This window comes from Candidatus Dependentiae bacterium (genome assembly GCA_016871815.1).
GTDB lineage: Bacteria > Babelota > Babeliae > Babelales.
Genome location: VHBT01000016.1, coordinates 1 through 21,512, shown reverse-complemented (window position 1 = coordinate 21,512; position 21,512 = coordinate 1). Strand labels below are relative to the sequence as shown.

Below are 21,512 nucleotides of genomic sequence, written 5' to 3'. Positions count from 1 at the left end.
AATTGATGTGCTTTTGCTTGAATTTCAGAAAGAGCTGTTTCTATTTTTTTTAACAAACCCAAAGCTTGTTCCATTTTTTCTGGTTCAAACAATAATCCAGATGCCGCCTGCTCTGTCGCCAAAATTTGTGATGTAATTTGAATAAAAGATGCATCATTCTTTTTTTTGTTAGTTAATTCATGTTCTAGAAAAATAAGTTCTTTTTCGTGCTCAGCAATCGCCTCAATGTTTAATGTAATAATCTGCGAGAGCTGCGCTTCACGCTCTACAATACTTGCAAGCTCTCCAGTCAAAACAACTTCTTGTTGATTAAACCGAATCAAATCTTGTTCGCACTGAACAAGCTGCGCACAATGCTTTCCCGTTGATTCCAAAATCGTTCGTTGTGCTTTAAGCACCTCTTCAAGCTGTTTTAGGATAAGAGAAATTCGGTTCAGACGATGTGTTAACAAATAATTGCTCCGAGAAAGTTGTTGAGCCAAATATTGTTTGCGACGCTGCGTAAGCAACTGCTCACACAATGGACAGGCCGGACTAGAAACATTTTCGATCAACGAACTTCTGTCTTGAGCCTCTGCCAAAGTTGCAAGCGCAAAGTTTTTTTTACTCACACACGAATGATAGAATGCTTTTCTTTTTTCAAAAAGAGCTTTCTCCCGATCATACAACAGTTCATGCTCATTTTTATTTGCCAACAAAGCAATCTGATGGGAAATGTGCTGCCGACAAAGTATCAACAACTCTTCTTTTTCTTTTTTTTTATCGAAAAGTTCTTTTTGTGCAGCTTCATAAAACTTAATTTCAACTACTCGTTCATTTTTTTTACGCAATAATTCACTTTTTTTAAGTTCAAATTCATGCGTCCAAGATACTTCTAGATTATTTTTTTTGTTTTTCAACGATACCAGCTCATCATTGTATCGATACGATAACTCTTTTTTATTTTGTAATTCTTGAATAGCTTCAACCATCGCAGCTCGCTGCTGCATCAGTGAATCAAACGAGGGAAGATTTATTCGCAGAGCATGCATTTCTCGCCATTTTTTTACCGCAAGACCAACATGCCGTTTATTTTCTTTTTCTAAATGCTCACTTGCGACGATATCCGCTTCTAAATTATTTTTCTGCTCAATCAATTCGAGTATTTTTTTGCTCTTTTGAACAAAGAGATCATATCTTGCAACCCCTTCCAGCAAAACAGCCTCAACTTGGATAATTTTTTTTTCAGCCAGGCTCACAAGCTCTTCAATTTCTGGCTTTTGCGCCGAAAGAATACGCGCTTGCTCTCCTTTAAATTGAACCTGAACAATTTCTTGTGCAAGCTGCTTACTTTGTTCATTTGCCAGCACTGCAAGCTGATCAAATTTTTTAAGTCCAATAATCGAAGCTATAATGTCTTTGCGCTCACGTGGCGTTTTTTTTGAAAATTCATTTGATTGCCCTTGCCGCAAAAAAGAGGTACTCACAAAGGTTACAAAATCAACTCCAACCAATTTTTCAATTTTATCCTGAGTTGCACGGATACTTTTGTCGGTCAACGTGACAAACTGCTGTGTATTTTTGTCATAAACCTCGACATCAAGCCTGTTTATTGTTTTTCCATATGATTTAAAAACTTCTCTTCGAATACGATATCGCGATGCTCCTGAAATAAATTCCAGATGAACCACCATTTCCTTTTGACCAAGATGAACAAGCCCTTCATCTCCTTTTGCTACCCCTGTTGTTTTTCGAGCACATCCCCAAATCGCCCACGTGATTGCATCCAAAATTGATGATTTACCATGGCCATTTTTTCCTGAAAGGCAAATAAGCGAATATGGCTCAAAATTAATAACCTGCTCATTTGGGCCATAGCTCAAAAAATTTTTCAATCGCAATACTACCGGAATCATTTCCGCACCCCTCATTCACCAATCACTGCCGAAAGTGTACCGGAAAAAAGGCTTTTTCTTAACTCTTTTTACATTTCATAGACGCGCTCAAACATATAGCTGTATTGTAAAAAGCAAGGCGGACACTATGTTATCTGGGGGGGTAACGTAACCATGAAGTCCTCGCGACTACGCATATATTTTTTTTCTTGGGGACTTGCTTTAGGCACATTTATTTGTGGAGCAGCCTTTAAAGTTACAGAACCTCGAGCCTTGATCGGCAGCGAGATTGATCGTGTACCAAAACACTCAAAAAAAAGTGTTTCTGCTGTTGCACCATTTTCTCGTGAGGCCATCTGTGAGCCCTTACAAGAAAAAAAAGTAATAACAATTGGTCAAACAGCAGCACTTGCTGGAGCAATTTTTCCATACCAAAAAGCAATTAATAATGGCATCGCTGCTTTTATTAAACGCTGCAACGCTCACGGAGGAATCCTGGGGCACAAGTTAGCGCTTAACATCATAAATAATAATAACTCACCCGCAAAAGCAATCGCTGACGTCGAATCTCTAAAAAAACAACATATTGATCTTTTTATTGGAATTGCAGGATCGAGAAATATTAAATCAGTCCTTCCACTCGTTAAAGAAAAAGAAATTGCTCTGTTTTTCCCATGGGGAGTCTCTATCGATATCGATAAACATCAAATCCCATACCTCATTCATGGTCAAAACGTTATGCGCATGCATCTTAAAAAAATTGCTTCTTACGTCGCAGGAACATTACAACACACTAATATTGGAATTGTTCATTCCGACAGCGCATTTGGTATTTTAAATGCTAACTACATCGAAAACCTACTAAAAGCCTACCAATCTGATTCAAAATCGGTACAAATATCAAAGCAAGTCTATAGCAATAGGCAATTTAATTTTGACGAAATCGTAACCGAACTTAATAAAACAAAACCTCACGCTGTCATTTCCCTGCTCACCAGCAAACCAACTGCAAAAATAATCCAAAGAATTTGGAAAACGGGAAACCACACAACAGATTTTATTGGAACTGAAGGAAATTTTTTTGCAGCCAAACAATTTGATGACGGAGATATTAATTTTTATTATTCAAGCGCCGTGCCAGGACTTGATGAAATTGAATACCCTATTGTTGCAGAATACCTAGAAGCAAGCCGCGCCTACCTGCCAGATCAAACACCCAACACCCTTTCCTTAACGTACTACATCAACATGAAGCTACTCGCGCAAGCAATCGAAAACGTAATTGCTGAAAAGAAAGTTGTTTCTAAAGAAACGGTTTTAACTGCGCTTGATTCAATAAAAGACACTCACCTTGGTGGATTTATTGGTGAATTTAATAGAAAAACCCACATGATGTACCCTCTCAATGTCAGCATATTGAAGGGATAAATATGTTAAAAGGAATAATCGAAAAACTTAAAACACTCAGCCAACAAATTGCCTTGTTTTTACAGGAAAAAATAATTACTGGAATGTTGCTGGGTTCTCAACTTTTTAACTTTGCAATCAACTCATGCTCTCATAACGCTCAAGTTATATGGAGCTTTTTACAGACAACAGGCTTTTTCTTGAACAAAAAAATTCAACTTATAGTACAGGGGAGCCTGCAAACATCTTTAAAAGTAGCATCAACCGGCTTTAATTTTATTATAAAAAACAGCCACTCTGTAATAGAAATTTTCACCCGTGGAATACAAAAAAGTATCTCGCTTGTAAGTAACGCACTTCAAAGCTTTATTGAAAAAACTAAAAACATTTCAACGACCCTTTCCACCGTAACATCACACATCGGGCAACTCATTATTGCGCTAATTCGAAAAGTTTTTTCAACAGCAATCGAATTAAAAAACAAAATTTCATCCATAACCGCATCGGGGTTAACAAATACGTACACAAATCTTATTTCACCATTACTCAACAATCTTGCTCTGCTCAAAGCCATTCCGCTCAAAAGCTACACGTTACTTCGTACCTATGCTCAACACGGTTTAAACATCTTGAAGAATGGATATATGCATTTTGTTTCTAAAATTCTTTCGGTAATAACTTTTGCTTCAAACGGATCACTAAATATTTTTAGCAACATCAAAGCAACTACCCAGCAACTTTCAAACTCTCTTTCTCTGAACTTTTTTACACTTTTGAGTAACACAAAAACATATCTTAGCCTGCTTATTTCAAGATTTTTTTCATTTTTTTCTATAATTCCGCAAAGTATTTCTTCATTAAAAAATTTGATTTTAAATTTTTCTTACAATCTTGGATCATTCGCTCAAGCGGCTATCAATTCAATTATTAATCTTTTTACAATAACAAAAACAAAAATTTCAGAAGCTCTTTTAAGGGGGCTATCTCTCTTTTCGATAATCCCACAAAGCCTTTCATCTGCCAAAAATAGATGTTTAAACTTTTTAAAGTATCTTGGATCGTTAGCGCAATCGACAATTGAATATATTGGCAATTCTATAAAAACGATCTACTCATCATTCTCAACAACAATCAACGCAGTATTTAGTAGCATAACTAACTCAACACGAACATTATTCAATAGCATTCAAGATCTTACACGCTCTGCTGGATATAAAAGTTTAGAAAAAATAAATACGGCAAAAACAATTTCAAAAGCAACACTGAGCGCCGGGGCTGGATTTGTATTTGTCAAGACACCAACTGTTATCGCAGCTCAAGTAAGAGGCGTTATAACTTTCCTGAGGGAAGCTGCAAGCAACTGTATTAATGCAATTAACAGAAGTTTTTCTTTTGTTACCAATAGCCTGCGCAATGCAATTCAAACCATAGCTCTGCAAATAAGTTCTGCTATTGTAAAAACAAGAATGCAGCTCTCTTTTGGAATAGAAACAATTAAAGCAGTTACCATCCAGGGAGTCTTAAGCATTACTCAGATGTCTACAAAGATCGCACTCACGTTAAAAAACAGTCTTCTTTCTGGACTTCATGTTACGCAAAATTTCGGTTCTTGGTTAAAAAGTTCAAGTATTTCAGCAATCATCCTCACCTGGGTATGTATTGTCCGCGCAGCAGACTCTTTGTATGCAGGAATTTGTATATCCATCAAAACCATCTGGTCAGGAATAGTTAAAAGCGTTTTAGGCTTTCTTGGACTTGCAAGCGCAGGAGCAAGATCGACCAAAAATGCTGCACAAAGAACAACTGCATACATTGCCCCAAAAGCTCTCTTGGTAGGTACACTTAGCAAACATGCACTCTATGGAACCGCTGGATTCATATTCATTAAAATGCCTTACGGCGCATTTAGAGTTTCTCAATACCTGGGAGCACGTTTACAAGATGGAGCAAACTGGATTGCGCTTCAACTTGCTCGCGCTATAAAAACATTCTATAAAGTCTTGTCCGCAGCTTACCTTCAAATGGTCGTTGTAACAAACATCATTCTGAGCCCATTCCATTGGGCTGTATCTAAAACAATTGAAATATCAAATAAGCTTTACAATGCAACCCTAAATACAGCCACACAGCTTCTACTCGTTGCACAACAAATTCCAAACAAAGTGAATGTTGCTATTCTTCGGTCGCAACGAACTATTCAAAAATACGCCCTTCTCGCGATTATGATTTATTCGGGATTAACCGTGTTTACCACTTATCACACGGCAATCATCAATCCATCATTTGAAGAAATAGTTCACCAAAAGCCACTCTATCCGCACGCAACGCCAATTGATATCGGATTTGAACTAAAATCACTTCTTCCCGCAAGCACTCAATACCGTGGTGATTTTGGCGGTGTTACCGTTGAAGGAATTTTATCGTATTCCTACCATGCCGGGTCAGAATCATCTCACGATCTTGATGCAATCTCGATAAGAGGCTCAGAAAACCATTCGATCAAAAAAATAAGTTCTCATATCAACCAAAACCAGATCATAACAACCAAGCAACTTATCAAAGCTCAGTTGCGAACAACTCCCTCTGACTCTACGCGATTTCCATTCGCACCGGTAAAAAGTACTTTAACGATTCAAAATGACAATCTTTCAGCAAAAAATATTCAATACCAAGGAACGCATACAGCCTTGTCACTCTCTCATGAAGTTCAAGGCCTTGCCAATATCCACATCGACACATCAACAGACAAACAATTCGGCTACGGAAATAGAAAAATAATTCCTGAAATTAATATCATTTTTGAACACAAAGGAATCGCGACCTACACCATAATAATCCTGTACCTTCTTATCCTTGGTCTAACCTTCTTAGCAATAGCCTCATTTATGATTAATTCATATCAGTACAGGCTATTTTCATGCCTAGGGGCACTCTCTGGCCTTTCAATCACGTGGCTTGTCAGCTACCTTCAACAACTCATTCCTCTCATGAATCACCTTGGCATTACTCTTTTGGTCTGCATGGCAATTACACTTATTGTTCTTTCGATCACCCTTTCTCAAAATCAAACCGAAAGACAATCCCCATTTGCCGGCCAAACAAGATGGATGCTTGGACTACTCGGGATTTTAGCCCTGTTTTTAACTCTTCTGATCAGCCTGTAACGTTTAAAAGGCCTTTTTTTAATATTTTTGCGCTTAAATAAAGGTTTTTTTTTACCAAGCATTTCTAAAAATATGCAGTACACTAAATAAATAATCGGTATCTTTCTTATTGTTTTTTATTTAATAGTATGAAAAAAACGCAAATATCATCTTTTTTATTTATTCTTGCGCTCTTTTTATGGACCCCAAAGGTCAAAGGGTTTACTTACGCTATTGAAAAAACAGTTGAACACTGGTTACTAGAAGGCATAAAACGATCTGAAAATAAAAATAAATGGGCTCTTTTAACTAGTTTGAGCTACAGCGCCTGGCATATTGGGCAAGTTGTTTGGCCTCAGTTTTTTCCCGTAGACCTTCGCTTAAAACTTGGTATTTCAACCTTGTCAGAATACAAACAACAACTGTCTGATCAGGATGAATTGTATCTACAAAAAATTCGTCGATTAAAAAAAATAGAAGAAATAATAACGGATATTCAAAATAAGACCGGCCAAACAATTACATCTATTTACATCAAAAAAAATGCGTCCTGCGCTGTAAAAGCAGTTCGTTTTTTTACCAAAAACAGTCTCATAATTAATGAATTTTGGCTTGAAACACCCACAACAAAAGAACCAGAACTCTTCAAAAATTTTAGTGTAATGAGCTGTCATGAATTTGCCCATTTTAATTATTATCATCATGAAATAACACTTTTAGCACTCTGCACTATTTCATTCGTAAAGTGCTTTTATGCAGCTGCTAATAGCGCATCTCAAGCTCAAGCTTGGAATCTTGCAATGAATCGAGAAAACCTTTGGAAAAATGCCTCCAGAGCATTTAATTTTTACAGTAAGCACGACATTCCATGGCTCATGTTATCAGCACTTAATAGAATGTTTGTTCATGAATCTGATCATTTTTTACTAAAATTTCACTCAACAAAAGAATTTATCAAGGCTCTAGAGTTTGCAACCCTTGCTGAAATCACCAAAAAAAATAAATCTCCCAAAACCAAACTTTCCTCAGTCGGGCAAATCATTAAATATGGAACAGAATGGATAAATAACTGCTTCAAATTATATGGGTACTCCAATTACCCTTCAATACGACAAAGAATGCTGTGTGCAAAAAAGCAAAACGGAGCATATAAAAACATCTTTGATATCTTACCCGACATTGATCACTGGATTTGGTGGTAAAAACGCATATTTTTTGTATAAATCAACTGATATGTGATATCTTTTGGTCAACAAATGATGCTGACTAGCCCTGGTTTATAATGAAATCAACGCTCAACGGACCTATTGAACTTTTTAATTTTCAACAAAAACCAGAGGATATTCAACAACAAGATGGTCCCCAAACCTTTCAGGACTATCTTGGACAAGAAGTCATCAAACAAAAACTCTCCGTGTATGTCAAAGCATGTGCCCAGCGAGAAGAACCTCTTGACCATCTACTCATCTTTGGACCAGCAGGTCTTGGAAAAACAACCCTAGCAAGAGTTATCGCAAAGGAATTAAATGTTCCCTTCAAAGTCACCAGTGCTCCAGTTTTAGAGCGCGGAGGCGATCTTGTTGCGATACTTTCCGGGCTTGCACCACGAGAAGTATTATTTATCGACGAAATTCATCGGCTCCCCAAACCAGTTGAAGAAGTATTGTACTCTGCCATGCAAGAATTTGCGGTTGATATGATGATTGGCCAAGGAGCGATGGCAAAATCTGTCAGACTTCCCCTCAATCCCTTCACGCTGATTGGAGCTACCACAAAAACAGGTATGATCTCTGCACCCCTGCAAACTCGATTTGGAATCGTTGAACGGCTTGATTTTTATACAGCCGAAGAGCTTGGAACAATTGCTGAACAAAACGCAAAATACCTCAACATCTCAATCGATCCAGATGCCGCAACATTAATAGGCTCACGAGCCAGAGGAACTCCGCGAATTGTAAAACGAATTTTACGTAGAGTTCGCGATTTTGCCCAAGTGCATGGAAACAATTCTCATATTTCAATGGATCTGGCAAAACAAGGATTAAGCTTTTTGGGCTTAGATGATGATGGACTCAGTAAACTCGATCGCGAAATCCTTCTTGTATTATTAAGAGATTTTGATGGCGGACCTGTCGGCCTTGAAACCCTTGCTGCAATCACCGGCGAAGACAAAGAAACAATCGAAGATTTTTGTGAACCATACCTCCTTCGGCAAGGACTCTTACAAAAAACTCCCCGAGGAAGACAAATCCCTCCCTCAAAAATGATGGCTCTGCGGAAAAAATTTTTAGTCGAAAGCATATCTCTGCAGAAATCTATTTTTGATGAAACCCCCTAAAAACCCCCATTTTTTTGCAAAAACAACCCTTTTTTCATTTCTAGGAATAGGTATTTGAAAGCAAGGTTTTCTGCCTGTAACATAAGATTATACTTTTTATAAAGGGAAAACCGGGGAGGGAAAACTATGACCTTTACAAAAAACACAATCCGTATGATTGTTCTGGCAACAACGCTTACAGGAGCTGTTTTTGCACCAAATGCTCAAACTGAACGTATGCAACAACAAAGAATGTTTAACATTAACTATTTCAGATCATTAAGAGACCAAGCTGTCGTTAACATTCACCACGCTGCTATTGATATTTCAGAACGCTTAAATAATGGAATAGAAGAAATTACAACAACTCCAGAAATTCCATCAACTTCTGCTATTGCTGCCGATAAATTTATCGATTTCTATTTTCAAACAAATCGTAAACACTGGTACACAAAAGCACCTACATATTTGCTTAAATGGGTAGGAACTGGGATTCTCCCTGGTTTTGTGGCTGGAGGAATGAAAATTTTCTCTAAAAAACCAAATCCACCACGCACGCTTTCGGAAAAAATTAGTATCGCAGCATATTCAGCACTCATCTACGGAGTACAAGAATTTATCTTAGCAAAAACAGGATTGAGCAAAGTAACAACTCTTACAATTGGCGATTTCTTAGATGCAGTCAAAAAAGCAGCTATCGAAATGGACCTTAAATTAACTCCGCAAGAAGTTTCTGCAGTTGCAAGCTCAGTATCACAACAGTTCAAAAAAACATCTGCAAGTGATAAACAATCAGAAACCGACGATCTAAAAAAACAAGTCGCTGAACTTGAAGCTCAAATCGCAGCAATGAAATCTACAGAAAGAACTGCAGAGTAATTCATCAAGACACACCCAACCCATAAGGCGGTTACCATTTCTCTGGTGCCGCCTTTCTTTTTTAGCATAATTGTCATCAACGCAAAAAAAAGAGTGTTGCAAAAAAGACAGACACGCATGAATTTGCAAAAAAAACATAAAAACGTGACTTTAGCTTGACATCACAACCAAAGAGCGAAAATAATATGCGCCTGTGATATGTTTCGATTTTAACCGGCTTTTTATTATGTTTGATCGACTCGTTTTTCATCACGAAAAAATCTCATCTAGTTTACTAGAAATTTCAGTTTCAGTTCCATCCGCAATTGCAAAAGAACTGCAAGAAAAAGCTATTCTCGCTTTTAAATCAAAAATTAAACCTCACGGTTTAGAAAAATATGATATCTCGCCATCTTTTATTCTTAATCGCTATGGCCCTGCAATTAATCAGACCGTTAGACATTTCATCTTTAAAAACCTTGTTCTTGATGCCTTGACTCAAGAATTAAAAACAAAAAAAATTTTAATCGTTCATCAACCTCGCTTAATTCAAAGCTCAACCGCAGACGACAACTCAATTTTATACACTTTTCGCGTTTCAACTCTTGATATGCCACAACTTGGCGAATGGAAAAAACTTCCTTTTAAATCTCCAAAACGAAAACTATACAAAGACCTGGACAAACAGGTAGAAACCTTCTGCGAGAGAGAAGGAAAGGCTTTTGATTTAGAGAAAAAAAGTTGTATCGAAGATGGTGACTGGATTGAGCTTGAAGCAACGATTCTTGATAGCAATCACAAACCAATAATCGATGGCGTTACACAACGATACTGGTTCAAATTTTCAATTACTTACATCACAGATTCATTTAAACAACAATTTTTCGGAAAAACCGTTGGCGACTCATTCGTTACAGATCAATTTCACTCAAGTGACCAAGAGTCAGAATCTCTCAGCGAACAAAGCCCACACAAAATAACCATCCTTTCAATTTCCAAAGGAAACCATTTTTCAATCGATCTATTTAAATCTATCTTCAATTTAAAAAGCAAACTTGAGATTCACAAAAAATTAATCGAAGTTTTTTCGTTCAGAAATGACATTTCACAACGAAAATCAATCATCGAAGAAGTCTTTAATCTTCTTCTTTCAAAGCAACGTTTTGAAATCCCTCAGCATCTCACACTGCGAAAACAAGAAGACATACTCAAAGCGCTTCGTCAATTTCCTGACTACCACGTGTATAAAGCCCAAAAAAATTTTTCACGCCAGCTTGAGAAATTAGCCGAAAAGCAACTGAAGGAAGAAGTTATTATTGACTCGATAGCCTTCAAAGAAGGAATCGCCGCGTCACGAGACGATATCAAAAGTTATTTACACCTTTTTAATCACGACAGGCTCAGAGAATTTGTCTACTTCAAGCCTGATTTAGATCGTTTTGACGAACTTGATGACCCAATCCCAGAACAAATACTTTCAGAAGCTGTTGTGAGAGAAAAAACACTCAACAATATTATTTATCAACTAAGTCGGTAAATTTTAACATGCGTTTTTTGGTAATAATGAGCATCTGCATGATTGCTGTTACAACACCAATTGCATGGCACATCTATTCGTGCGAAATTTCACTAAAAAATATTTACGCCATCTCCGATTGCTTTTTATTTCAATGGAATTTAAGAAATGAATACGACAACACTCCTCTCAAAAATCTTCCCGCACACTCTGAAGGAAAATTAGTCGTTCTTGAAAAACTAAATCCGCGTACCTTTTGTGAAGTAATTGAACTTTTTAAAAACCCTTCATGCTCTGACTTCTTTTTTATGCAAAGAAATAGCACACAGGTCTACGAGTACGATTACATAGAACTTTTGTACGAAGAGTACTTTATGCAACTTTTTGGAAAAATGATTACTTACACAGTACAAGACAAATCTACCAAAAGAATTGCGGGGATAATTCATATTCGCGACGAAATAGATGAAACAACAAATAAACGAGTGTTTATTTTAGGTGGACTTGCAACTCCCAGCGTATGGGGAAAAGGGCTTAGCCAAGAAACAATGAAACTTCTTTCGACTTTATTTTTTCAATCAACAACAAGTTGCGAGTTGACTGCAGAAACCTCGCCATACAATGGACGATGCTCTGGGTATCTTCTTAAATGCGGCTTTACCTATTCACACACAACGCACGATAATCAACTTTCATTCAAATTATCGAAACAAAATTATGAAAAAATACTCTCTCTCAAAAAATAATATTATTTTCTGTATAACCCTTTTTATAATTGCAAGCATAATCCAATTTGCGCAAAAAAATTATCTTTCATTAAATACCATCTTGAGCATGAGTCAATTTGCTTTAAAAAAATATAAAAAGAATGCTTCGTTTCGAGCAATCTTTAATCAATTACCAGAAACAATCGTGATCCCGCATTTTTTTTTACAAAAATACTCAATCACTCACTTCAAAGAATTTGCTCCCTTAATTCTTGAACCATATTTTCTAGAAACTCCGCTGCAACCTACTGATTACTCAACATCTGAGTTTAAATACAAGCAAGCAGCTCCCTTGCTGTGGAATAAATGGATAAACGAAAAAATAGGAAAAACCTGTTCATACTGTGTTTTTAACGAAAAAAATACATTTATTGGCACAATGGAACTCCAAGCAGTTACTCAAAAAAATTCACCCGCACCACATCAGGTCGAAATCACAGGTTTTTGCTTTCCTGCATCACGAGGAACCTCTGGAGCACAAAAAATTCTTAGTCTAATAACTGAAACTCTTTTTTCGCGCACACAAATACGAGAAATATACGCTCGTGTTTCTTATAAAAATCAGCGCTGCATACATTTTTTAAAGAAATGTAATTTTTCAGAAATTATCACCGACGAAAAACCATCAAAAGAACTGCTTTTTAAATATTCGTATCAACCAGAAGAACCATGAGCAATCAATCCTGCAACCTTTAAATATGTGCCAGAAAGAACCGTTAAATCAACCAACGGTGCTATCGTTAATCCTGCAGCAGGAAGCGCTCGCTCTAATTTAAAGGTTGTCGATCCTTTCACAAAAATTTTTCCACTCCTAATATTCATTCCTGCACGACCAGTCTCGAATGATGCGCTATCAAATAGCAATGATGAACTTTCATCAACTAACGAAAATTTATTCGGTCCCGCTTTACTATCATAAAAAAATGTCATACCCCCTTTAAAAGAAAGACTGGAATCAGGATTCACATCAGACAAACTCCCTGAAATATATTTAAACGCAGCCCAAGTACTTGTCATAGAAACATCACCCCAGAAGTGAACCCTTCCTGACGTAAAAGACCACGTATTATCAAACATGCACCTTGTAGAGGAAATTCCGAGATGAGCATTCTCATCGCACATCAATCGAGTTGCATTTGCCCCAGAAGTTGTCTTGAAATCTCCCAACCCCTTGAGCAAACAATCTTTAATCACAAGCGTTGCTCTTGAAAAAACAGAAAGAGAACCATCTCTTACAAAAGTTATCGATTTGCCATTACCATTAATAACCGCATCTCCTGAAACATCAAAATCATTCTGCAACGATATGTTTTGCTCAAGGTCAACCACCGCTCCATCATCCAAAAAAAATTTTGAAGTTGATGCATTTCGCAAAAGAACATGCTCTGGTCTAAACCCGAGTAAACGTTTATTTTTGATAATCAAAGTACACCCTGCATTTACAACAATAACCTGATCTGGGGTAGAAGGAAGCTGGACCGACGTTCCTGCACCATCAAAAACCATTATTTTTGATTTTCTTCCACGGGCTGTTAAAACATTTTCTCGTGAAATTTCTTTTACTGATCTGCCATTATTAATGGCAAAATCAAGATTTACATCGCTCAAAAGAGCAGACAGGTGAAGCAAAAAAAGAAGTGCAATTCGCATACGTTAAAAACCTTTGTAAATTATTCGTACAGAATTATGCCACGCGGCTCTATCGATGCTCCTAGCGGAACATAGACCTTAAGTGAACGATCAATACGAAATGCTTCAGATACATTCAAAGCCTCACTCGAAAAAATAACTGCATTTTCTACAGATGCCGATCCAGAAGAAAGAACAAGACCTGGTCGAGTTGTATGAAACCGAGCATTATTAAGCTTTAACCAAGAAGAATAATCAGTCATTACAAAATTATTTCTACTGCGCGCTGCAGAATCATAACTAAATGTTGTTCCAAAATCGAATGTTAAACTCGAAAACGAATCAATAGTGAGCCGGCCAGGGGAAGTCCACGCAACTTTTGTATCAGCGCCACAAAATGAAACATCATTTTTAATAAGCATATTTCCCTGCACCGCATTGAAATAGCCATCGGTATATATTTTTGCATCCTCTAAAATAAGTTGTGAATTTACTCCAATACATCGAAGAGAATGAGCCGTACCTGTTGTTTTTAATCCATACATACAAAGGTCTTTAAGAGTTAAGGATTTTGCATCATTAATCAAAAGAGCATCAGTTGCATTTAAACGCAAGGCCTTTCCTCGACCGTCAATAACCGCACCAGTTCCACTAAAAACCCACGAATATGTTAATGGATTTGCATTATCTGCTAACTGAATACACACATTATCACCAAAAAGCAGTCGTGAACCTGCTCCCAACATAAGATGCGCAGGAGAAAAATCCTTGAGAACAATGTTGGAAAGTTCAACCGTTTTTCCAGCAGCAACAAAAATCATAGGCGAAAGCGTTCGTGCCATGTTCAAACACAGGCCACTTCCATCAACTCTAATTGGATTTGAACCCGCACTAGTTCCATTAAATTGCAACGTAACGGTAGTTGATAAATCAAAAGAGTCCATCAATCTATTAGATGCATCATTTACAACAAAACTACTTCCAGAAAAATTCATTGGACCAGCAAAAAGAAAGCCCCCTAAAACAAAATTGAACACAAAATAGACTGAAAAAATCTTATGGCAACTTTGCATAAAATGGCCCTAATTAAACATTTTTTATCTCGCAAGATGATATTCAAGGCAAAAAAATAAACACAATAGTTCATCTCTGAGAAAATTGGGATAAAAAGCCTAAAAACCCTATAAAAGTTTTCTATACGACATGTTAAATTCAAAAAAAGACGATTTTTCTATAAAAAAACGTAAAAAATAGTGTTTAAAGAAAAAAATCTTATTTTGGTATCATAAAAACATTCACTACTCTATAAAATGAAACGTTAACGATGATTAGATTTTTAAAATATTCTTCATTTTTTATTCTTTTTATCGGTTTTTCTTGTTCAATTACCCCTCTAGAAAGTATTCAAGAAGAAACCGAACAAACAGATGGGCTGGGATATCTGAATGCGATCAAGCAAAAAATAACAGAGACTCTCAACGAAGACAGCTATGGAATTTGGCCACGCGGAGATCAACTTCATACCCAAGCAACAATGAAATTTGCAGAACTATCACTTCTGTGCAAAAGAACACCAACTCAAGTTGCTCGAAAAACACTTGATCAGGTTGAAACCTTCTTGTATGAAATCGCATGTCTTGATGTCTCTGAAATGTGGCAAAATGGTGAGTTGGTAATGCTTGCAACACAAACAATGAACAATCAACTTGCTCAAACAGCCCGTAATGAAAACCCCAAAGGAAACGACGCGCAAATTCTGATAAAAACAAGTCTTTTTATTGGTTTTATTACCAAATCATTCTTACCTGAAGTTCAAATCCATGTAATTAACCGATCGCTTATCCAAATGCTGTATGATCTTGTAACATCTCCTATCCAAGAATATCCCTTCCTGTCTGGCGTTTTTTCTACACTCGCTGCCGTTTGGGCATATGGCCAACTATCTGAAGAACCTGCAGATCTCCCTGGAATCTGCAATTGTTTGTGCCATAAAAACGGTACCCGCCATACGTTTGACACCGACGACACCGAGGTTGCCGATGAAATGCTCAAAGCAAGCGCTGAAGAAATAGCCAAACTTAAAAAACTCCCCCAAGATCAATGGGCCGTTCAGGGCATTGCTGTTCCTCGACAATCTGGCGCTACCTGTACCTACCATGCCGCGTTTAACGCATGTTCAGTAGCTAGTGCACTAGCTCAAGGGAGAAAACTTGATGAAATCATGCAAGAAACAACATTCGCAGAGAACACAAAAGAAGCAATTTCTGCATTAAAAACAAAATGGGCTACAGAATTTAACAAGCATGGTGAACTTCTTTCCGGTACCGCAACCAAATCAAACCTCACCGCCTGGAAAAAAGAACACCGTAAAACCGTACTCGATCAGGGCATGGCAACTGGTCTTGCAAAATACATTCTTGGAGAAAAACACCCTGGCAAAATGGATATTTTTACAAACATAGATAGAGATGACCTTTACTTTAACATGATGGACTATCGACAACACCTTGCCCAAAGACAGCATATCACTGGCGGACGCGAATGTATAAGAAAGCTCAGCAATACAAATAATTTAAAGAAATTAAGGGAACAATTCAAAACCTCAGAATCATTTTATGATGCTGACGGTGAGGGGTGCCAAAAAGGAGACTTTCATTTAAATGCCGACTCTTCTTTTGTCGGATGTGCTGTTGATCTTAGTGCATTCAATGGCATGGTAAATTCATTTGTAAGCCCAAGGAATGAATCGGGAAGACCTATAAAAATAGGCCAATGGACAGACTCTTGGCTCGCGGCAATTCAAGCATACCGATCAGGAAAAACACTCGTACTTGGCTGGCTTTCTTTTTCCGGAAACAGCACTCAAGGGATGGGGCACTGGACAACAGTTATAATTGTTCCCCACACTCGCTCTGCAACCGAATTAACAACGGTATACCATCTTGATTCAATGGGAAACGGAAACGCATTACCAAGATTTTGTGCACAATTTTTACATGATTGCAGATATTTTGAACTCCCAACAGCTGAAGAACGAAAACAAGCTCAATACTTTTACAACTATTTAAAATATGGAAAAGAAGTTGTAAAAAAATATCCAGAGCTTACGCCAAAACCTACTCGTCGAACCCAATTTGGAAATTTCAACGAAGCTTGATAACAAATTGTTCGTGACTTTTTATAAAAGCTTAGGCATTCTCTCTTCGGCGTGCTACTTGAATCACTCGGATATCAAGATGCATACAACAGTTCACATCTAAAGCCAAGAAGAAGGAGCTTTATTATGTCGTTTTTGTCGCTTAAAAAAATTTTTACCACACTGAGCATGTTCTGCGCCTTTGCCTCAATGCCGATTGGTGCTGGCCGTTTTAGCTTGCCCCAAATGAATTTAAGAAACATGGTTAGACTACCTAAGTCAAAAGGGAAGCGTTACCTTACGCTGTATACACTCGCATTTCTTGCGGACTGTGTAAAAAACAACATGGGAGATCTGAGCAAATTAAACCCTCTCCACCTTAAAACTTTTTTAAACACCCTTGGCGATCATTTTTCGGGTTCTGTGTGTGCAGAAAACATCGCTTCACGAAAAGTAACCCCATCGGGTAAAGAAAATTTTCTTGCCCACAAAGCACGTTTTGCTTGTGAATACGTTGCAAACAATCCATGTGTTTCGACCCTTTCTGTAGTCCTTGCCGTCAAAGAAGGAAAGGCATTTTATACCCATTACCAAGATCTCAAAGCACGACCAGCAACAACTGTTGGTATGGTATCCGTAGAAGAAAAAGACACAGCTGTTCGACAAGCACTTGACGGCCAAAGAGCTGAAATCACATCCCTCCAAGGACAACTCAGAACTGCAACCACAAGAGCAGAAACAGCTGAAGAAAATGAAACAGCCCTCCAAAGACAACACAGAACTGCAATCAGTCAACTCGCTGAAGCAACTTCTACAATCGGTGCACACGAAGCAACTGTAACAAGGCTCCAAGGACAACTCGCTGAAGCAAACGCAAGAGTCCTGGAACTCGAAGCAGCCCCAGCACCAGCAGTAGTACCAGCACCAGCAGTAACTGTTGCTGGAATGACAGGCGCTTTAACTGAAGTGCTTGGTGCCTCAGATAAAAAATAACCCTTTTTTTGATTTCATCCCGCAGGGGGGCCTAACAAAGCCCCCCTGTATTTTTTGGAAAACGATTATTTTTGAAAAAACGATATTTTTTTAAAAATAAATATTTCGCACTCAAATAATTTCTTTTTGATAGCTTAAATAAAGTTATTCCAATTTTATTTAGATTTTTAAGCACTATGTTTTTTAAAAAAATACTTTTTTTACTCTGTTTTTTAGTTGTCTTAACACCAAAAAATAATTATTCATTAACAACTGTACAGCGACACGCCTTGTACCATACCGGTCTTGTTGCGAGCATCTGCATTATCCCAGCCCTAACAAACGCCTACAAAAACGAATTAATCGCTCAAGCTACCAAAGCTCCTGCCGACTTACAAACTCCAAGCAATAACACACGGTATGAAAAACTACGCACAGCAGCGCGTTTTTCAATGGCCCTTCTAAAACGGCTCAAAGAAAGTGATTCTTATACTCACCTCAGCGATCTTCCAAAATGCCTCCGACCTCAAATTACAGATCCCGAAACACGCAGCATCGCAGAAATTGAAGCGATTTCAACGCAATTCTCAAGCGAAAAAGCTCTCTTTAATTATATGGAAACACACAAATTAGCTTCTTTTTTGATGCTTCTTGAATGCGGATTACTCATCAAAAGCTCCTACGAAGGAATAAAATACCTCCGTCGACCAACTGCTCCTGCTCCAGTTCCAGTTCCAGATCCTGCTCCAGTTCCAGTTCCAGTTCCAGATCCAGATCCTGCTCCAGCTACAGTTGATCCAGTTCCAGTTGATCCAGTTCCAGATCCAGCTCCAGCTCCAGATCCAGCTCCAGATCCAGCTCCAGATCAAACTCAAGATCAAGATCAAACTCCAGATCAAGTTCCAGTTGATCCAAATACAGATCATGCTGCACCTGCTCCAGTTCCAGTTGCTCCAGTTCCAGTTGCTCCAAATACAGATCATGCTGCACCTGCTCCAGTTCCAGTTGCTCCAGTTCCAGTTGCTCCAAATACAGATCCTGCGCAACTCAGACTCGAAACTATTCAAGAAGAAACCGACGAAGAAGATTCAGATGATGATGATGACGATGAAGACTCTGCTCCAACACCAGTTCATTCAGATACAGCTCCAGCTCAAGATCAAGGTCAAGAAAACCCTCTGTTGGTTCATGGCAAACCGCAACAACTGCTCGATGCTTTTTTTGATGTTTTTCCTCTTGCAGATGAAGAAGATCAAAACGAGAAAGAATCCGATGACGACTCTGCAGCTTCAGCTCTCTCAGGCGATCACGATTTAACTCAATCATCTGACGACGAAGAAAAAATGCCAGAAAAAGCCCCAACACTACCGTCAAAAGCACCCAAAAAACTTGCTAATTTTATAAAAAGGTATGTTCAACAAAGAAACGATCAATCTGAAAAAAATAAATTTGCACTCACCATTATTCCCGGAGAAACAGTTCGCGATGTTTCTACACCAATCACTTCCGAATTGGCTCGCCGGTATAAAATTGTAGAACAAAACGTACCAAAACCAGCTGCTCCTGTAACCCAACCTGAAGCTGCTCCAGTTGCACCAGCTCCAGCACCAAATCATACTCATGTTGCTCCGGCTCCAGTTCTAGCACCACAACCTGAAGTTAGCATGACTGCTCCAGCCATGCATCCAGCAATCGCTCAAACACAGCCCACAGCTTGCGCACCTAAAAAACCTAAAAAATCTAAAAAAGCTAAAAAACCTTGTGAAATAGCATTCACCGACACAACACCTCCTAATCTCAATCAACGAATACCAGGAAGCTGCTGGATAACAACACAACTCAATCTTCTCGGCGAAGGAAGAGAAGAAATAATCCAAATCACAAGCGATGGTTTTAGATTATGGCCAAACACGGACTTTGTAGGACTACAAGCTTTTTCTGGGTTTCCAGCAAAAGCCCAAAGGGGCTTACAGCAACGTCTTCAAAATCAACTCACAACATGGCAAAAAAAATGCAACGCAAAAGCCCCAGCCGAAGAAGCTGCTCAAAAAAGCTTGTGGCAAAGAACGAAAGAAAAAATAACTCAAATAAAGAGGTATAAGTTCTGGTAGTAGGGCTAAATAAAATTCAACTTCACGCTTTTTTTTCCTGATGTCTAGCAGATTGTTTTTTGTTTTTATACATTGCATTGCATACAAAAAATAATTATTCAGAAAGATCTGCTATGCGATCTCTTTTGTCTTTCTATCTTCTTGTTTGCGTCTTTTTTTCGGGCTCTATGATTCGAGCCGAATATATGTACAGCGAAAACTACAACACACTTGGCTGGCAGCCGATTCAACCAGGATCTCAAAATGCTTCTGTCTCATTCACAGCAAAGGCTGGTTCAGATATTTTTATTGCTTTTCAATACGACAACGATCCCAACAAATACCTTGAAATCAATCTTGGCGGCTGGGGAAATAGTAAAACGGCTATCTCTCAGATAGAAAATGGGGTTCAAAGTAACGTAAATTTTTCATCACTTGTGCCAAATCCAATCACTCAACCCTGGGCTTCTATAAACTACGTAGCAACGATTGAAAATAATCTTTTAACCATCACATCAAATGGAGCTCCCATAACACGTCAGGATATCTCCTTTCTTGAGGGTAAAAATCTTACAGGATATTCATTTAAAGGCTGGGGATGGGCATACTGGGAACTAGAAAGCCATAAGATCGAGCAAAATACACCCTCTAGCCAAATTGCTACAGAAAAACAAACAACGCTTTCTACCAATAATTTTAATGATTATGGATGGAAACCTATCACCACGCCTTCAAACAATCTTTCTCTCTCATTTGAAGCAATTGCACAAAATGATATTCACATTGGACTGCAGTATTCCCCAAGTGAATACATCTTTATCGCAATTGGTGGATGGTACAACACGCAAGGATGTATCCGAAAAAATATAATGCCTGAATCAATTCAAGTTGATATCACCGCACCCTCTCTCATTATTCCAATGCCAAACACAAGAGTAAAATACGTTATTTCTATTACAACCACAGATAATCAGCCTGGATCAACTCTCACCGTAACGGCAAATGAGAGAACTATTTATACCGTTAACTTAGAAATTCTAAAACAAAATTACACACATTACTCATTCAGATCTTGGCCTCCAAGCACAGTAGTTCTTTTTAATGAAACAATTAATACTTCTGCTGCATCAACAACTTTACAAACGTCAAACGCATCCACAAGCCCACAGCAATCAATAGCTACCCAAATAACAGTGAATGACTATAATTCATTTGGTTGGAAAAACTTTCCAACAACCCAAACTGCTGTTGTTTCTTTTCAAGCAAAAGCTACCGGCGATATCCACGTAGCCTTTCAATATGAACCAAATTCTTATTTTGAAATTGTCGTCGGCGGATGGGGCAATACGCAATCTGCTATTCGTGAATATATTAGGGGAAATCCTTTTAACGAACAAATGATTCCAAGCCCCTCCGGCATGGTTATTCCAGACACCAATAATTTTGTAAACTTTACCGTCAAAATACAAAACAACATGCTTACTGTCATGGCAAATAATAAAGAACTTTTTTCTCAGTATATTTATTTCATTAACAACAAATCATTTAATGCCTATTCCTTTAAAGCTATTCCCAATATTCCTTGGATGATGCAAAACGACATGCCAAGCGAAACAACCATGCAACAAACCCCTGCCGCACCAACAATGACAGGCCCACAGCAATCAATAGCTACTCAAATAACAGTGAATGACTATAATTCATTTGGTTGGAAAAACTTTCCAACAACCCAAACTGCTGTTGTTTCTTTTCAAGCAAAAGCTACCGGCGATATCCACGTAGCCTTTCAATATGAACCAAATT

Annotated in this window: 14 protein-coding genes; 11 read left to right on the top strand and 3 right to left on the bottom strand. The window is 38.0% G+C overall.

The window, feature by feature from the left end:
* Positions 1-1,910: hypothetical protein (locus FJ366_03010; protein ID MBM3894540.1), on the bottom strand; the 1,910-nt coding region annotated here is incomplete at its 3' end.
* A 138-nt stretch (positions 1,911-2,048) separates the two neighbouring features.
* On the opposite strand from FJ366_03010, the gene FJ366_03005 reads away from it, so the two are divergent.
* From FJ366_03005 to FJ366_02970, 8 genes are all read left to right on the top strand, one after another.
* Positions 2,049-3,302 (top strand): hypothetical protein, encoded by a 1,254-nt coding sequence (locus FJ366_03005; protein ID MBM3894539.1) that lies wholly within the window; start codon positions 2,049-2,051, stop codon positions 3,300-3,302.
* A 2-nt stretch (positions 3,303-3,304) separates the two neighbouring features.
* On the top strand, positions 3,305-6,445 hold the full coding sequence (locus tag FJ366_03000; GenBank protein MBM3894538.1) for a hypothetical protein: 3,141 nt from the start codon (positions 3,305-3,307) through the stop codon (positions 6,443-6,445).
* Between the two features lie 128 nt (positions 6,446-6,573).
* Positions 6,574-7,626, top strand: a complete 1,053-nt coding sequence (locus tag FJ366_02995; GenBank protein ID MBM3894537.1) for a hypothetical protein — start codon at positions 6,574-6,576, stop codon at positions 7,624-7,626.
* An 80-nt stretch (positions 7,627-7,706) separates the two neighbouring features.
* The gene (gene ruvB, locus FJ366_02990; GenBank protein ID MBM3894536.1) at positions 7,707-8,762 is read left to right on the top strand and encodes a Holliday junction branch migration DNA helicase RuvB; all 1,056 of its coding nucleotides are present in this window, start codon (positions 7,707-7,709) and stop codon (positions 8,760-8,762) included.
* A 126-nt stretch (positions 8,763-8,888) separates the two neighbouring features.
* On the top strand, positions 8,889-9,620 hold the full coding sequence (locus FJ366_02985; GenBank protein ID MBM3894535.1) for a hypothetical protein: 732 nt from the start codon (positions 8,889-8,891) through the stop codon (positions 9,618-9,620).
* A 226-nt stretch (positions 9,621-9,846) separates the two neighbouring features.
* The gene (locus FJ366_02980; protein ID MBM3894534.1) at positions 9,847-11,136 is read left to right on the top strand and encodes a hypothetical protein; all 1,290 of its coding nucleotides are present in this window, start codon (positions 9,847-9,849) and stop codon (positions 11,134-11,136) included.
* 8 nt (positions 11,137-11,144) lie between these two features.
* Positions 11,145-11,861 (top strand): GNAT family N-acetyltransferase, encoded by a 717-nt coding sequence (locus tag FJ366_02975; protein MBM3894533.1) that lies wholly within the window; start codon positions 11,145-11,147, stop codon positions 11,859-11,861.
* Complete coding sequence (locus FJ366_02970) at positions 11,737-12,555, top strand: GNAT family N-acetyltransferase (GenBank protein MBM3894532.1); 819 nt, start codon at positions 11,737-11,739, stop codon at positions 12,553-12,555. The genes FJ366_02975 and FJ366_02970 overlap by 125 nt, the downstream gene beginning before the upstream one ends.
* Here FJ366_02970 and FJ366_02965 read toward each other — a convergent pair.
* Together FJ366_02965 and FJ366_02960 are read right to left on the bottom strand one after the other, a co-directional pair.
* Positions 12,537-13,532, bottom strand: a complete 996-nt coding sequence (locus FJ366_02965; GenBank protein ID MBM3894531.1) for a hypothetical protein — start codon at positions 13,530-13,532, stop codon at positions 12,537-12,539. The genes FJ366_02970 and FJ366_02965 overlap by 19 nt on opposite strands.
* Before the next feature lie 20 nt (positions 13,533-13,552).
* Positions 13,553-14,506 (bottom strand): hypothetical protein, encoded by a 954-nt coding sequence (locus FJ366_02960; protein ID MBM3894530.1) that lies wholly within the window; start codon positions 14,504-14,506, stop codon positions 13,553-13,555.
* Positions 14,507-14,835: 329 nt separating this feature from the next.
* Between FJ366_02960 and FJ366_02955 the strand changes: the two genes are divergently transcribed.
* The 3 genes from FJ366_02955 to FJ366_02945 all read left to right on the top strand — a co-directional run.
* Positions 14,836-16,668: a hypothetical protein gene (locus FJ366_02955; GenBank protein MBM3894529.1), complete on the top strand. Its 1,833-nt coding sequence runs from the start codon at positions 14,836-14,838 to the stop codon at positions 16,666-16,668.
* 126 nt (positions 16,669-16,794) lie between these two features.
* Positions 16,795-17,640: a hypothetical protein gene (locus tag FJ366_02950; protein MBM3894528.1), complete on the top strand. Its 846-nt coding sequence runs from the start codon at positions 16,795-16,797 to the stop codon at positions 17,638-17,640.
* Positions 17,641-19,789: 2,149 nt separating this feature from the next.
* The coding region (locus FJ366_02945; GenBank protein MBM3894527.1) for a hypothetical protein at positions 19,790-21,512 on the top strand (1,723 nt) is incomplete at its 3' end.

Excerpts from the sequence above, each read along its gene's own strand:
- FJ366_03005 (MBM3894539.1), top strand. The coding sequence starts at position 2,049 with ATGAAGTCCTCGCGACTACGCATATATTTTTTTTCTTGGGGACTTGCT.
- FJ366_03000 (MBM3894538.1), top strand. The coding sequence starts at position 3,305 with ATGTTAAAAGGAATAATCGAAAAACTTAAAACACTCAGCCAACAAATT.
- FJ366_02995 (MBM3894537.1), top strand. The coding sequence starts at position 6,574 with ATGAAAAAAACGCAAATATCATCTTTTTTATTTATTCTTGCGCTCTTT.
- ruvB (MBM3894536.1), top strand. The coding sequence starts at position 7,707 with ATGAAATCAACGCTCAACGGACCTATTGAACTTTTTAATTTTCAACAA.
- FJ366_02985 (MBM3894535.1), top strand. The coding sequence starts at position 8,889 with ATGACCTTTACAAAAAACACAATCCGTATGATTGTTCTGGCAACAACG.
- FJ366_02980 (MBM3894534.1), top strand. The coding sequence starts at position 9,847 with ATGTTTGATCGACTCGTTTTTCATCACGAAAAAATCTCATCTAGTTTA.
- FJ366_02975 (MBM3894533.1), top strand. The coding sequence starts at position 11,145 with ATGCGTTTTTTGGTAATAATGAGCATCTGCATGATTGCTGTTACAACA.
- FJ366_02970 (MBM3894532.1), top strand. The coding sequence starts at position 11,737 with ATGGACGATGCTCTGGGTATCTTCTTAAATGCGGCTTTACCTATTCAC.
- FJ366_02965 (MBM3894531.1), bottom strand. The coding sequence starts at position 13,532 with ATGCGAATTGCACTTCTTTTTTTGCTTCACCTGTCTGCTCTTTTGAGC.
- FJ366_02960 (MBM3894530.1), bottom strand. The coding sequence starts at position 14,506 with ATGAATTTTTCTGGAAGTAGTTTTGTTGTAAATGATGCATCTAATAGA.
- FJ366_02955 (MBM3894529.1), top strand. The coding sequence starts at position 14,836 with ATGATTAGATTTTTAAAATATTCTTCATTTTTTATTCTTTTTATCGGT.
- FJ366_02950 (MBM3894528.1), top strand. The coding sequence starts at position 16,795 with ATGTCGTTTTTGTCGCTTAAAAAAATTTTTACCACACTGAGCATGTTC.